This is a genomic window from Kitasatospora sp. NPDC056651, assembly GCF_042792155.1.
GTDB lineage: Bacteria > Actinomycetota > Actinomycetes > Streptomycetales > Streptomycetaceae > Kitasatospora.
Window position 1 is genome coordinate 40,203 of record NZ_JBHTWX010000062.1, and the last position, 12,066, is coordinate 52,268.

At 75.2% G+C, this 12,066-nt stretch carries 12 protein-coding genes; 4 read left to right on the forward strand and 8 right to left on the reverse strand.

Annotated elements, in window-relative coordinates; genetic code table 11:
• Positions 1-15: 15 nt before the first annotated feature.
• Entirely contained in the window at positions 16-825 is an 810-nt protein-coding gene (locus ACFRAR_RS23375) for a nucleotidyltransferase domain-containing protein (RefSeq protein ID WP_380700084.1), read from the forward strand.
• Between the two features lie 66 nt (positions 826-891).
• On the opposite strand, the gene ACFRAR_RS23380 is transcribed toward ACFRAR_RS23375, so the two are convergent.
• Both ACFRAR_RS23380 and ACFRAR_RS23385 read right to left on the reverse strand, forming a co-directional pair.
• A complete protein-coding gene (locus ACFRAR_RS23380) occupies positions 892-2,508 on the reverse strand; it encodes an LCP family protein (RefSeq protein ID WP_380700085.1) in 1,617 nt (538 codons plus the stop codon).
• Entirely contained in the window at positions 2,501-3,115 is a 615-nt protein-coding gene (locus tag ACFRAR_RS23385; protein ID WP_380700086.1) for a DUF6542 domain-containing protein, read from the reverse strand. The genes ACFRAR_RS23380 and ACFRAR_RS23385 overlap by 8 nt, the downstream gene beginning before the upstream one ends.
• A 280-nt stretch (positions 3,116-3,395) precedes the next feature.
• Between ACFRAR_RS23385 and ACFRAR_RS23390 the strand changes: the two genes are divergently transcribed.
• Both ACFRAR_RS23390 and ACFRAR_RS23395 read left to right on the forward strand, forming a co-directional pair.
• Positions 3,396-3,602 (forward strand): antitoxin, encoded by a 207-nt coding sequence (locus tag ACFRAR_RS23390; RefSeq protein WP_380700087.1) that lies wholly within the window; start codon positions 3,396-3,398, stop codon positions 3,600-3,602.
• Between the two features lie 72 nt (positions 3,603-3,674).
• Positions 3,675-4,358 carry a transglycosylase SLT domain-containing protein gene (locus tag ACFRAR_RS23395; protein ID WP_380700088.1) on the forward strand — a complete coding sequence of 228 codons (684 nt, stop codon included), beginning with the start codon at positions 3,675-3,677 and terminating at the stop codon, positions 4,356-4,358.
• 13 nt (positions 4,359-4,371) lie between these two features.
• Here the strand turns inward: ACFRAR_RS23395 and galE are convergent, their stop codons facing one another.
• From galE to ACFRAR_RS23415, 4 genes are all read right to left on the reverse strand, one after another.
• Positions 4,372-5,388, reverse strand: a complete 1,017-nt coding sequence (gene galE, locus ACFRAR_RS23400; protein ID WP_380700089.1) for a UDP-glucose 4-epimerase GalE — start codon at positions 5,386-5,388, stop codon at positions 4,372-4,374.
• Between the two features lie 151 nt (positions 5,389-5,539).
• Entirely contained in the window at positions 5,540-6,178 is a 639-nt protein-coding gene (locus ACFRAR_RS23405) for a hypothetical protein (protein WP_380700090.1), read from the reverse strand.
• A gap of 945 nt (positions 6,179-7,123) precedes the next feature.
• Entirely contained in the window at positions 7,124-7,648 is a 525-nt protein-coding gene (locus ACFRAR_RS23410; RefSeq protein WP_380700091.1) for a hypothetical protein, read from the reverse strand.
• A 53-nt stretch (positions 7,649-7,701) separates the two neighbouring features.
• Positions 7,702-8,454 carry a sigma 54 modulation/S30EA ribosomal C-terminal domain-containing protein gene (locus ACFRAR_RS23415; RefSeq protein WP_380700092.1) on the reverse strand — a complete coding sequence of 251 codons (753 nt, stop codon included), beginning with the start codon at positions 8,452-8,454 and terminating at the stop codon, positions 7,702-7,704.
• A gap of 341 nt (positions 8,455-8,795) precedes the next feature.
• Between ACFRAR_RS23415 and ACFRAR_RS23420 the strand changes: the two genes are divergently transcribed.
• Entirely contained in the window at positions 8,796-11,321 is a 2,526-nt protein-coding gene (locus ACFRAR_RS23420) for a cytochrome P450 (RefSeq protein WP_380700093.1), read from the forward strand.
• Between the two features lie 19 nt (positions 11,322-11,340).
• Here ACFRAR_RS23420 and ACFRAR_RS23425 read toward each other — a convergent pair whose 3' ends face one another.
• A complete protein-coding gene (locus tag ACFRAR_RS23425) occupies positions 11,341-11,484 on the reverse strand; it encodes a DUF6126 family protein (protein WP_380700094.1) in 144 nt (47 codons plus the stop codon).
• A gap of 43 nt (positions 11,485-11,527) precedes the next feature.
• On the reverse strand, positions 11,528-11,872 hold the full coding sequence (locus tag ACFRAR_RS23430; RefSeq protein WP_316525843.1) for a metalloregulator ArsR/SmtB family transcription factor: 345 nt from the start codon (positions 11,870-11,872) through the stop codon (positions 11,528-11,530).
• Positions 11,873-12,066 lie beyond the last annotated feature (194 nt).

The following is a 12,066-nucleotide window of genomic DNA, read 5'->3' on the forward strand; positions in this document are numbered from 1 at the left end:
GGGCAGAGTGGCCGCATGACCACCACTCAGGGGCTGGACCGGGACGGGTACATCGCGCGGGAGGGCTCGCTCGACCGCGTGCCGCCGGCGTTCGCGCCGGTCGTCGCGGCCGTCCGCGAGCGGATCGCCACGCTCTTCCCGCCCGACCGGCTGCACGGCGCCTACCTCTACGGCAGCGTCCCGCGCGGCACCGCGGTCCCAGGTGTCTCCGACCTCGACGTCCTGCTCGCGCTGCGCCACGAGCCCACGGCCGTGGACCGGGCGGGCGCCGACGCCCTCGAAGCCGCGCTCGACGCCGAGTTCGCCGAGGTCGACGGCGTCGGCGTGCTGCTCTTCGGCGTGGGCACGCTGCTCAGCGAGCCGGAGCGCCACGACCTGGGCTGGTTCGTCGCCTGCCTCTGCACCCCGCTGCTCGGCGAGGACCTCGCCGACCGGCTCCCCCGTTACCGCCCCACCTCGCTGCTCGCCCGGGAGACTAACGGCGACCTCGCCCAGGCCCTGCCCGGCTGGCGCGAGCGCCTGGCCGCCGCCGGGGCGGAGGCCGAGCTGCGCGCGCTCTCCCGTGCCGTCTCCCGCCGCCTCGTCCGCACCGCCTTCACCCTGGTGATGCCCCGCTGGGGCGGCTGGACAAGCGATCTCGCCACCTCCGCCGAGGCCTTCGCCGCCCACTACCCCGAGCGTGCCGCCCAGGTGCGCCTCGCCGCGGCCATCGCCCGCACCCCGACCACCGACCGGGCCGCCCTGGCCGTACTCGTCGAGGACCTGGGCCCCTGGCTCGCCGCCGAGTACGCCGCCGTCCACGGGGTGAAGGCGCCCCGGCCGTGACGGCACCGCGACACCCGCCCGGTCTGACGCCCCGCCGGAGCCCGGGGCCGCCGCCCCGGCGGGGCCTCAGTCCACGCACGGGATCCCGCCCGCCTTCACCGCCGGACCCTGCATCGGCAGCCCCGCCGACGGGTCGGCCGTGGCCGCGGCGGTCGGCGCCGCCGGGGTCGGGCCCGGGGTGCGGGAGACGGCGAGGGTGAGCAGCACGTGGCCCGCCGGGACGGCCGTCGAGGAGACCGCGGCCACCCCGTAGCGGGCGGCGAGCTGCTGCGCGTCGGTCCTGGCCCCGGCCCCGTACGCGACCGTGGTGGCCCTGGTCCTGACCGGGGCCTCGCCGATCCGGCCCGCCTGGTAGCCGAGTTCACCCAGCGCCCTGGACTCGCCGGCCGCCGCGCCCGCCCCCGCGGCGGCGTTGACGTCGACCACCGTCCTGGCCGCCGGACCGGGACCGGGCGAGGCCGAGGGCGACGGCGCGGGCGGCGGCTCGCTCGGCGCGTCCCCGGGCGTGGCGGCCGGGGCGACCGGGGCGGCGGGTGCCGGCTCGCGACTGAAGAGCTGCCGGACGATCTTCTTGATCAGCTCCGGGTTGACGGTGTTGACCTCCTGCCCGCCGACCGTCTTGAAGCCGGTGATCGGCAGGGTGTTGAACTCCACGTTGCCGCCGGTCAGGTTGGGCGCCTGCTGGGCAAAGTCGAGGATGTTCCACTCGTTGTCGATGACGACGTCCTTCTTCACCACCGCGAACAGCTTCTGCATCTGCCCGAGGTCGTTCAGGATGCCCTGCTGCTTGAGCTTGTACTCGACGGAGGAGAGGAACGCCTGCTGCCGGTGGGTGCGGTCGAGGTCGCCGTTGGTCAGGTGGTGGCGCTGGCGGACGAAGGAGAGCGCCTGGGCGGCGTCGAGGGAGCTGATCCCGGCCGGCAGCCTGAGGCCGGTGCCGCCGCCCTCGTGGGCGGCGGTCCTGGCGGTGATCGGATCGTCCACCGGGTGGTTGAGGCAGACCTGGATCGGTTCGACCGCCTTGGCGATGTCGTAGAAGCCGATCAGGTTCACCTCCGCGAAGTGGTCGATCGGCACGTCCAGGAGGCTCTGCACGGTCTGGATGGTCGCCGAACGCCCGGCCTCGCGGCTCTGCCGCTCCAGCTCCGCCTTGGAGAGCCCCTTGCCGGACAGCTTCTGCTCGGCCGCCTCCTTGGCGATGCCGTACGCCTCCTTGATCTTGTGCTGCCTGCCGTCGGCGCCCGTGGTCTGCACGTAGTCGTCGCGCGGGACGGACAGCGCGGTCACCTTGCCGCCGTTGGCCGGGATGTGCAGCACGATCAGGGCGTTGGTGTTGTACCCGCCGATCCCGCTGGAGCCGGCGTGCAGTTCGTCCTCCACGAACTGCTTGGGCAGGTCGTTGCCGTCCATGTCCTTGCGGCTGTCCAGGCCGATCAGCAGCAGGTTGACGGACTTGTCGAGGTGCGGCGGGGCGTTCTTCTTGGCCTCGCTCAGCGCGGTGGACTTGATCATGCCGTCGTCCAGGCTGCGGTACTCGTACCAGGTGAAGCCGCTGGCACCGAGCACGGCCGCCGAGACGGTGCAGGCCACGGTGCGCCCGACCGCGGTCAGCGGGTCGGCGCCGCGGTGCGGGGCGTGGCCGCGCCGGCCGCGGCCGCCGGGACGGCTGCGGCGGTCAGCCACGGCGGCCCCTTCCGGCCAGGGCAGCCGCCCGGCCGGCTCGTCGGCGCTCCGCCACCGCCCGCCGCCGGTCCGCGACCACGCGGGCCACGACCACCGCGAGGGCCGCCGCCACCGCCACCGCCATCACCGGGAACGCCCCGACCACCCAGCGCAGCGCACCGGTTCCGAGGTTCTTGCCCTGGTACTTCCCCGGGTTCGCCAGGTACTCGACGCCCGACGCGGTGAGCAGCACCACGACCGGAGCGGCCGTCACCACCCACCACCGGCCCGTCCGTCCGCACAGGGCCGCCGCGGCGGCCGTCCCCAGCACCGAGCCCACCGCGAACAGGAGGCCGACGCCCGGCCCGTCGAGTTCGTCCGCGACCGCCCCGAGCAGCGGCAGGCCGACCGCCGAGAGCGCCGCCGCCACCGCGCCGCGCCGTCGCGCCTGCTGCCGGCGCCGGGCCGCCCCCGGCCGCGGCGCCCGGGCCTGCCGGGCCGCACCGGTGTCCGGGCCGGTCCCGGGGGCTTCCGCGTCGGCCGCCCGGGAGCGCTGGGCGGGCAGGGCACGGTCCTCGGTGCGCGGTCCCGCGTCCTGGTACGGCGTTCTCGCCCGCTGACCGGCCATGCGCACATCCCTCGATCGTTGCGGCCGCGGCGGTGCGCTGGCGCACCGCCGCACGTGCCGGGACGTCCTCGGTCCTGGTGACGTCCCGGCGACGTCCTGGTGACGTTCCCGGCCTCTACATCGCTGTAGTAGACGGGCTGGAGCATACAAACCCATTTCAGCAAAGTCATCCGCTGTCACCCGGCAGCGGCAGACCCTCTGGTGGCCGTCGTTAGGATGGTCATGATCCCCGCCACGTCGGCACACCATCAGGAACGCATCAGAGGAGCAGAGCGTCACCATGTTTGAGAGTCTGAAGAACCTCGCGGACAAGGCCACCGACCTCGCCCGTGACCACGGCGACGTCATCGGGCAGGGCCTGGAGAAGGTCGGCGACACGATCGACGACCGCACGGACGGCAAGTTCAGCGGGCAGATCGACACCGGAGTCGAGAAGGCGAAGGACTTCCTGCGCAACCTCGACGGCGACCAGAAGCCCGCCGAGTAGCCTGCCGCAGGAGACGAGCAGCCGCACGGCGGTCGAACGAGCGCGCGGGCGAACGGGGAGGGGGCGGCAGCGGTGAGCGAGGAGAAGAAGGGGTCCGGCTGGGGGCGCTGGCTGGTGATCGGCGTCGTGGTGGTGGCCGGACTGGGCCTCGTCCGCGGCAACGGCCACGACGGCGCGACCTCCGCCGATCCCTCCCCGGCCACCCCCTCCACCGGCGCCGCGCCCTCGGCCGGCTCCTCCGCCAAGCCGTCGAAGCCGTCGAAGCCGTCCGGCGTCTACGACCCCGCCGACTACGCGGCGCCGGTCCGCCAGTACGCCGCCGAGGCCGGGGTCAACCCGCAGCTGCTGATGGCGATCCTCTACAACGAGTCGTACAAGCCGCACGACCCCGGGCTCGAACGGGCCTGGCAGCGCGGCAAACCGGACGCCTCCTTCGGCATCGCCAACATGCACCGGGCCGCCTTCGACGACACCAAGCCCGGCCGCCCCTTCGCCTCCCGCCAGTGGGAGGAGCTGCCGGACGACCGCGACCTGGCCGTCCAGGCGGCCGCCTGGCACCTGCACGACCTCGCCGCCCAACTGCCCGCCCGTCCGGGCGTGTCGCTCACCCGGGACGAGCTCGTCGCCCTCGGCTACAACGCGGGCGCGGGCAACATGCTGGCCTTCGCCCGGGGCGTCAGGATCGGATCCCAGGCGCAGTCCTACCTCGACCGGCTGCGCGACAACTGGTCGAAGTCCGGCGAGGCCGTGAAGTGACGCCCCGCGAAGGTCAGTTGACGCCGATCCGGGCCGACCAGACCCGCCGCCAGGCCAGCGCGTCGGAGACTCCTTCGGCGAGGCCGCGCCGGGGCTGCCAGCCGAGCAGGTCCCGGGCGGTCTCCACCACGGCGTAGCAGCCGATCACGTCCCCGGGCCGCGGCCCCGCCTCCCGCACCTCCAGGCCGGCGCCGACGGCCTGTTCGAAGGCCGCGATCAGCTCCCGGACGGTGGTCCCGTCGCCGGTGCCGACGTTGATCACCCGGTAGCGGTCCGCCACGCCCGGGGCGATCACCTCGTCGAACCGGAGCAGCGCCGCGACGTGCGCCTCGGCGAGGTCCTGGACGTGGACGTAGTCGCGGATGCCGGAGCCGTCGCGGGTCGCCCAGTCGGTGCCGGTCACGGTGAACGGGGTGCCGGTGGTGTGCGCCTCGATGAGCTTGCCCAGGGCGTGGGTGGGGCGGAGGTCCTGCAGGCCGGTGCGCAGCCGGGGGTCGGCGCCGATCGGGTTGAAGTAGCGCAGGGCGATGACGCGTTGGCGCTCGGCACCCTCGCCCCGGGTCCAGTCCTGGAGGACCTGCTCCATCATCTGCTTGGTGCGCGCGTACGGGCTGCTCGCGTCGACCGGGCTGCTCTCGTCCACCCGGGCGTCGGCGGTGGGGGCGTAGATCGAGGCGGAGCTGCTGAAGACGACCCGGGTGCAGCCGTGCCGCTGGAGGGCGTCCAGGAGTTCGACGGTCTTGGCGACGTTCTCCCGGTAGTAGTACAGCGGCTGGGCCACCGACTCCGGGACGACGATCTTCGCGGCGCAGTGCACGGTGGCGTCGATGTCGGGATGCTCGGCGAAGATCCGGGCCAGCAGCGCGGCGTCGGCGATGTCGCCCCGGTAGAAGATCCGGTCCTCGACGAACTCGACCCGCCCCCGGGAGAGGTCGTCCAGCACGACCGGGGTGATCCCCCGGTCGAGCAGGGCGGAGGCGACGGTGCTGCCGATGAATCCCGCGCCGCCGGTGATCAGGACCTTCTTCATGCGCGGACGCTCCCTTGCGATCGGCCGGACGCCCGATGGCCTCCGGTGACCGGGAAGGACGTCGGTTCGCGCCCGACCGGTTCCCGGTGAGGGCTCGCCCCCGCGGATCCGGCGGACGGCCCCGGACGGCCCCGCGGGGGTTCCGGCCGGCTCAGCCGCGGTGGCGGCGCATCCAGAGCCCGGTGGCGACCAGGACGACGGCCGCGCAGGCGGTCCCGATGGCGGCCCAGACGGTGGCCCCGGAGGTGGTCGCGTGGACGGGACCGGACGCGGCCTGCCGGGCGGCGACCGGGGCGGCGGTGGTTCCCGGCGCCGAGCCGGTCTCCCGGAGCGGGGCCGGGGTCACCCCGGTGGGCCACGGCGGGGCTTCGGGCAGCGGCGATACCTGCTCCCCCGGGCGTGCCGGGTCGGTGACCACGACGGCGTCCACGTCGAGTTCGCGCTCGCCGTGCCCGACGGCGGGGAAGGAGCAGTCCACCGTCACCTGCCAGTGCCCGACGGGAAGCGCCTCCCGGGTGGTGTACGCCCCCGGGCGGCCGGAGACGGTGACCAGCCGCCAGGGGCCGACGGTCCGGCCGTCGGCGGCGGTCGCGGAGAGCGTGCCGGCGAACTCCCCGGCCACCGGGTCGTGGTCGTTCTCCCAGGTGGCGAGGGTGCTGACGCGGCCGTTCCGCTGGCCGGTGACGTCCAGGTGGACGCCCTCGCCGTGGGCGGCGGCGGGCGCGGCGGCGGCCAGCGGAACGGCCGCGGCGGCGAGGGCGAGGGCGGCGGAGCGGAGACGGGTTCGCATACGGGATGGTCCTCGGACGGTGTGGGGGCAGGGAGGCGGGAACGGCCGCCGCTGGGTGGACAGCGGCCGATCGACGTGCGTCGGGCCCGCGCGCCTTGGGGCGCACGGGCGTTGGCGGATGCCGGCCGAAGGGTGGCCGACGTACGGGACGACCGGTTTCACGGGCTCACAGGAACAGCCTTACCCGCAACGGCCCATGAGGACGTCACCGACGACCACTTCCGGCAAGAGCCGCCGTCCGGCCGGAAGTTCCGGCGGTCGGCCGCTGCGGGGGCCGCAGGGCCGGCGGCCGGGCCCCGGCGCGCGCCGTCCGTACCGGGGGCGAAGCCGGCTCCGGTGGCGGCGAGTTGCCACGAGTGCCCGGCGGCGGCCGGAGCGGCGGGGCGGATCAGGTCGGCCGAATTCGACGCGATCCGAACGGTGTTCACCGCCGGCCCGGAACCCGGGGAGCAGAGCAGCCGACTTCGCCGTTGCGGCCACCACGGACGCGCTCCTCTCCTCGCGCGGGGGCCCGGGCCCCTGCGGGGGAACGGGCTTGCGACACTCCGGAGAGCGGAGGAGGCGGCGGGAGATAACAGAAACGCGCCGCGGCTCCCCGCGTGGACGGGCCGGACGGCGCGCGGGGCGGGGCGCGGGGCGGGGCGCGTCGGGGCAGGGCAGAGCAGGGCAGGGCAGGGCAGGGCAGGGCGCGGGGCCCGCACGGCGCAGGACGCGGCAGGGCGCGGGGCAGGGAGGAGCCGGGGAGCGCAACAGGGGGGCAGCGCTCCCCGGCAGGGAGTGGTGGCGGCCACCCGGCCGGAGCCCCGGGGCAGGTGACTCCGTCGGCCGTGACGGAATGCTAGACCTGTCGAGGGGAGCTGAACAGTGCTCCGACCAGGAGATTTCCCGCCCCGGACATGCCATCGCCGGGCCGGGACATGACGGTCCGTCAGAAACGGCGGAGGCTCAGGCGGCGGCCTTCACCGGTGCCATGGCGAAGGCCGCCGCGCCGACCCCGGCCCGCACCGGCACCGCACCGACCCCGGCCCGCACCGGCACCGCACCGGCTCCGACCCGCACCGGGACCGCGCCGGTGCCGGTGCCGGTGCCGCAGCCGCCGTGCAGCCGGGCCAGCCCGGCCGCCAGGGCGATCCGGTCCCCGGCGAGCCAGAGCCGCAGCGCCACCGAGAGCGCCGCGCTGGCCTGCCCGGCCGCCGGACCGCCCGTGCGCACCAGCCGCTCGCCGAGCAGCGGCAGCAGGTCCGCGACCGGGGCGGGCAGCCAGAGCGTGAGCGCGAAGGGCGCCGGTCTGGTCAGCACGCGCAGCAGCGGCAGGACGGACGCGTCGTCGTACAGTGCCGGGATGACCTCCAGCAGCCCGTCCACCGCCACCTCGGAGACGTCGCCGCCGTGCCCGCGCGCGAGGTCGCGCAGCAACGCGCGCTCGGTGGCGGTGATCCGGACGGTCAGCATGACCTCGTCGCAGTCCATGGTCCCGGCCCCCTGTCGTGGAGATTTCGTGGTGTGGTCGTCGTGCCGCGGTGTCAGTCCAGTGCCGACAGGGTTCCTGCCCCGATCCGGCCGTCCGATACCGGCGCTATCAAGCCGTAGTGACCGTCGAAGCGGCGGTACAGCACCCGGACCCGGCCGTCGCCGGGGTCGGTGTAGCCGACGAACGGGCGGTTGATCAGCCAGAGCCGGCGGGCCGCCTCGGCGAGGTCCAGCGGGGGCACCGCGGCGCACAGCTCCACCCCACCGCCCGGCGAGCAGCGGTGGACCAGGCTGTCCCGCCCGGTCACGGCGTCCGCGAAGAGGTGGAACCGCCGGTCGAGGGCCAGCAGTTCGAGCGCCGCCTGCCCGGGCGTGCGACGGGCGAGCACCACCGCCTTGTGCCGGGCGATCCGCCGCTGGGAGAGCGGACGGTCGGCGAACTTCGGGCGGTAGGCGCTCTCGTACGCGACGGCGAAGCCGATGTCGCCCTGTTCGCGCAGCCGGACGGCCCGCCCGGCGAGCGTGCCGAGCACCAGGTCGACGGACTCCCGCGCGGTGCCGGTGGCCAGCTGCACCCGCACCGGCCCGACGTCCGCCAGCTCGACGTGCGCCTGGGCCAGCGCGGGCCGGGCCATCGACCGGTCGCGCGAGCGGGTCAGCCGCAGCCGCAGCGTGTGGGCGTCGGGGCCGAGCACGGTGGCGGTCTCCAGCGCCCGCGCCCGGGCGTACTCGGCGTCCTCGCGCGGCAGCTCACCGCGGATCTCCACCCGGACGTCGAGGGCGGGCCGGTGGCGCAGACGGGTCATCAGGGGCCTCCTTCTTCGCAACCATGCTGTCCCTCGCACGCCCGTACGGCGAGGGCCGAAAGGCCCTGCCCTCCGGGATCGCCGCGGACCGCTCGGGCAACGGCATCCGCGCAGGTCAACACCGGTCTTCGAGCACGCACGAAAGGGTCGATCCGATCGGCCGTTGGAGTGATCCCCGCACATTCGGCGCAACGCTCGGGAAACCGGCGCGTTTGCCAAACGTGCGCCCTCCCGCCGGGGGCGCGCGCGGGGCCCGCGCTGGGCGGTCCCCCGTCCCGCGGCCGGCCCGCCACTGCCACCCGGCATCGCCCGCGCCGGCCACTCTGGTGAGAGGAAGTGTCATGTCCCTGCTGACCGAGACGCGGAAGCTGATCGTCCCCCCGAGAACCGCACCCGGTCCCTCCCCGCTGGCCCGCGCCGCCGTCCCCCCGATGGCCCCCGGCGCCCTGCCCGGCCTCGGGCACGCCGCCGCCCTGCTGCGCGACCCGCTCGGCTTCCTCGGCTCGCTCTCCCGCCACGGCGGGGTGGTCCGCATCCGCCTCGGCCCGCGCACCGTCTGCGTGGTCACCGACGCCCGGCTGGTCCACACCCTGCTCGTCGCGCTGGCCCACGACTGCCCGCGCGGCGCCGTCCAGGACACCCTCAAGACGGCGTTCGGCGACGGCCTGCTGATGTCCGAGGGCCAGGCCCACCGCGACCGCCGCCGGACCATCCAGCCCGCCTTCGGCGCGGACCGGATGGGCGAGTACCTGGCCGTGATGCACCAGGTCACCGAGGAGCGGGCCGGACGCTGGCGCCCCGGCCAAGTCCTCGACGTGGCCAAGGAGATGAACCACCTGGCGCTGGAGATCGTCACCCGTGCCCTGTTCGACGCCCGGCTGTGCGAGGAAGCCACCCTCGCCTTCCACCAGGCCCTGCCGGGCCTGGTGAAGGGGCAGATCGTCCAGTCCCTCTACCCGAACCCGGCGCTCGCCCGGCTGCCGCTGCCCGTCAACCGGCGGTTCGACGACGCCGTCCGGGTGCTCAACCGGGTGGTCGACCAGGCCCTGAAGGGCCGCGCCGAGGACGCCTCCGGCCGACCGGTCCGGCGCACCCTGCCCGCGCTGCTGCGCACCGCGACCGACCCGGCCACCGGCTGCCCGCTCACCGAGGCGGACGTGCGCTCCGAGGCGATCACCATGTTCGGCGCGGGCACCGAGACCGTCTCCACCACGCTCACCTGGCTGCTGGACGAACTGCTGCGCCACCCCGAGGTGGAGGCGCGGATCCTCGCCGAACTGGACGAGCACCTGCCCGCGGGCGCCGTCCCCACGCCCGAGGCGCTGGGCCGGCTCGCGTACACCCGCAGCGTCACCCAGGAGGTGGTGCGGCTGCACGCGCCGAACGCCTTCCTGATGCGCACCGCCCGGGTGCCGGTCGAACTCGGCCCCTACCGCGTCCCGGCCGGCACCGAGCTGCTGTACAGCCTCACCGCGCTGCACCGCGACCCGGTGCGCTACCCCGAGCCGCTGAGCTTCCGGCCCGAACGCTGGCAGGACGTCGGAGGCACCGGCCGGCCCTCCTTCCTGCCGTTCGGGGCGGGCAAGCACAAGTGCATCGGCGAGGCCTTCGCCTGGGCGGAGCTGACCGTCGCGGCCGCCTCGATCCTGCGGCGCTGGCGGCCGACGGCCGTCCAGGGCTCGCGGGCCCGCGAGGTGGTGTGGACCACGGTGCAGGCACACGGTCTGCGGGTCCGGCTCGCGCCACGCGGCGCACGCTCCCCCCGCGGGGGCTCCGCGGCGGCCTCCCGCGAGGGCGACGCCGCCTCCTCACCCGGCGAAACAGCCCCACCAGGAGGCACCGTGCCCTCCTCCCCCGATGAGCCGCCACCCGACCGGTGTCCGTTCGCCGGCGCCGCCCACGGGACCGCCCCCGCGGACGGCGCCGACCGCACCCCGCCGGCCGGGCCCATCCCGCCCCGCGACCTGCGGGCCGCCGCCGACCGTCACGCCGACTGGGTGGTCCGCCACGGCCTGCTCGCCCCGTCCGAACTCCCCCGCTACCGGGCCTACGCGCTGCACGAGTTGATCGGCCGCGCCTTCCCCCGCGTCGAGGGCGCCGAACTCGACCTCCTGGTGGACGTGCTGGGCTGGTTCACCATCCTGGACGACCGCTTCGACGAGTCACCCGGCCGCCACCCCGCCGAGGCCCACGCCCTGGTGGACCCGCTGGTCGCGGTCCTGGACGGAGCCCCCGACGGCAGCCCGTCCGACGGCCGACTGCTGGAGTCCTGGCGCGAGTTGTGGACCCGGCAGACCGCGTCGATGTCCCCCGAGTGGCGCGCCCGCGCGGCCCGGGAGTGGCGGGCCTGCCTGGCCACCTTCCCCGCCGAGGCCGACCACCGCGCCCGGGGCACCGTCCCCGCCCGCGGCCTCGGTCTGACGGACACCATGCGGCTGCGCCGGCACGGCAGTTGCCTCTACCCGTTCATGAACATAATGGAACGGGTCCACGGCGCCGACGCCCCGGCCGCGCTGCACGCGGAGCCCGCGCTGCACCGGCTGCGCGCCAACACCGCCGACGCCGCGACGCTGATCAACGACCTGTACTCGCTGGAGCGCGAGGAACGGCAGAGCGGAGCGGCGTTCAACACCGTGCTCACCCTCCAGCGGTCGCACGGCTGCACCCGCGGCCGGGCCGTCCACGCGGTGCGCGCCCAGGTGGCGCGGCTGCGACAGGAGAGCGAGGAGCTGCGCCGCGACCTGCTGCGCCGCCACCCGGCCGAACGCTGGTACCTGGACGGCACCCGGGAGCTGGTCGCCGGCGTGCAGGCCTGGTCCAGCACCAGCGACCGCTACGTGGTGCCGGACGACGGGCGGCGCGGGTGAGCCGGTCCCGTCCGGCGCGCTACTTCCGGCCGCCGAGCGCGAACAGCAGCAGCACGAAACCGGCGAACAGGTGCGTGGCGAAGATGTAGATGCCCGCGCGGATCAGCATCGCCTTGCGACGCCGCTTCTCCTCGCTCGTACCGTCGTTCGTGCTCTCGCTCACGGTGCTGCTTCTCCTCGGGTGGGGCGGACGGGCCGGGCGCGGCTCAGCGGGACTGCCGACCGCCGGCGGCGCGCAGCTCGGTGAGCAGCGCGCCCTGGTCGGTGATCAGCTCGGTCAGGATCCGGCGGGCCGCGCTCAGCAGCTCGGCCACGTCCGGGGTGCTGAGCGCGTACACCACGGTGTTGCCCTCACGGGTCGCCGTGACCAGCTGGGTGCGGCGCAGCACCGCGAGCTGCTGGGAGAGGTTCGAGGGCTCGACCTCGATCTCCGCCAGCAGCTCGCGTACCGGCCTGGGTCCGTCCTGGAGCAGCTCCAGGACCCGGATCCGCACGGGGTGGCCGAGGGTGCGGAAGAACTCCGCCTTGGCCTGGTACAGCGGTACCGGCATCGTCCGCCCTCTCCCTCGTCCGGCTCGGTGGTCGCCCGGGCTCGGTGGTCGTCCGGCCGGGCAGGATCGATGCCACGGCCGCGGGGGCCGGTGCCCCACCGCCCCCGCAAAAAAGCGGCAGAATAATATATGTTAAAATAGTCACCCAACAAGACCCCCCCCCCGCCCCCCACCACCGGGCCCCCCGCGCCGGC

What these genes read in the sequence shown, in the direction of transcription:
- ACFRAR_RS23420 (WP_380700093.1), top strand. Translation starts at nt 8,796, where the DNA reads ATGTCCCTGCTGACCGAGACGCGGAAGCTGATCGTCCCCCCGAGAACC.
- ACFRAR_RS23375 (WP_380700084.1), top strand. Translation starts at nt 16, where the DNA reads ATGACCACCACTCAGGGGCTGGACCGGGACGGGTACATCGCGCGGGAG.
- ACFRAR_RS23410 (WP_380700091.1), bottom strand. Translation starts at nt 7,648, where the DNA reads ATGGACTGCGACGAGGTCATGCTGACCGTCCGGATCACCGCCACCGAG.
- galE (WP_380700089.1), bottom strand. Translation starts at nt 5,388, where the DNA reads ATGAAGAAGGTCCTGATCACCGGCGGCGCGGGATTCATCGGCAGCACC.
- ACFRAR_RS23405 (WP_380700090.1), bottom strand. Translation starts at nt 6,178, where the DNA reads ATGCGAACCCGTCTCCGCTCCGCCGCCCTCGCCCTCGCCGCCGCGGCC.
- ACFRAR_RS23430 (WP_316525843.1), bottom strand. Translation starts at nt 11,872, where the DNA reads ATGCCGGTACCGCTGTACCAGGCCAAGGCGGAGTTCTTCCGCACCCTC.
- ACFRAR_RS23415 (WP_380700092.1), bottom strand. Translation starts at nt 8,454, where the DNA reads ATGACCCGTCTGCGCCACCGGCCCGCCCTCGACGTCCGGGTGGAGATC.
- ACFRAR_RS23385 (WP_380700086.1), bottom strand. Translation starts at nt 3,115, where the DNA reads ATGGCCGGTCAGCGGGCGAGAACGCCGTACCAGGACGCGGGACCGCGC.
- ACFRAR_RS23390 (WP_380700087.1), top strand. Translation starts at nt 3,396, where the DNA reads ATGTTTGAGAGTCTGAAGAACCTCGCGGACAAGGCCACCGACCTCGCC.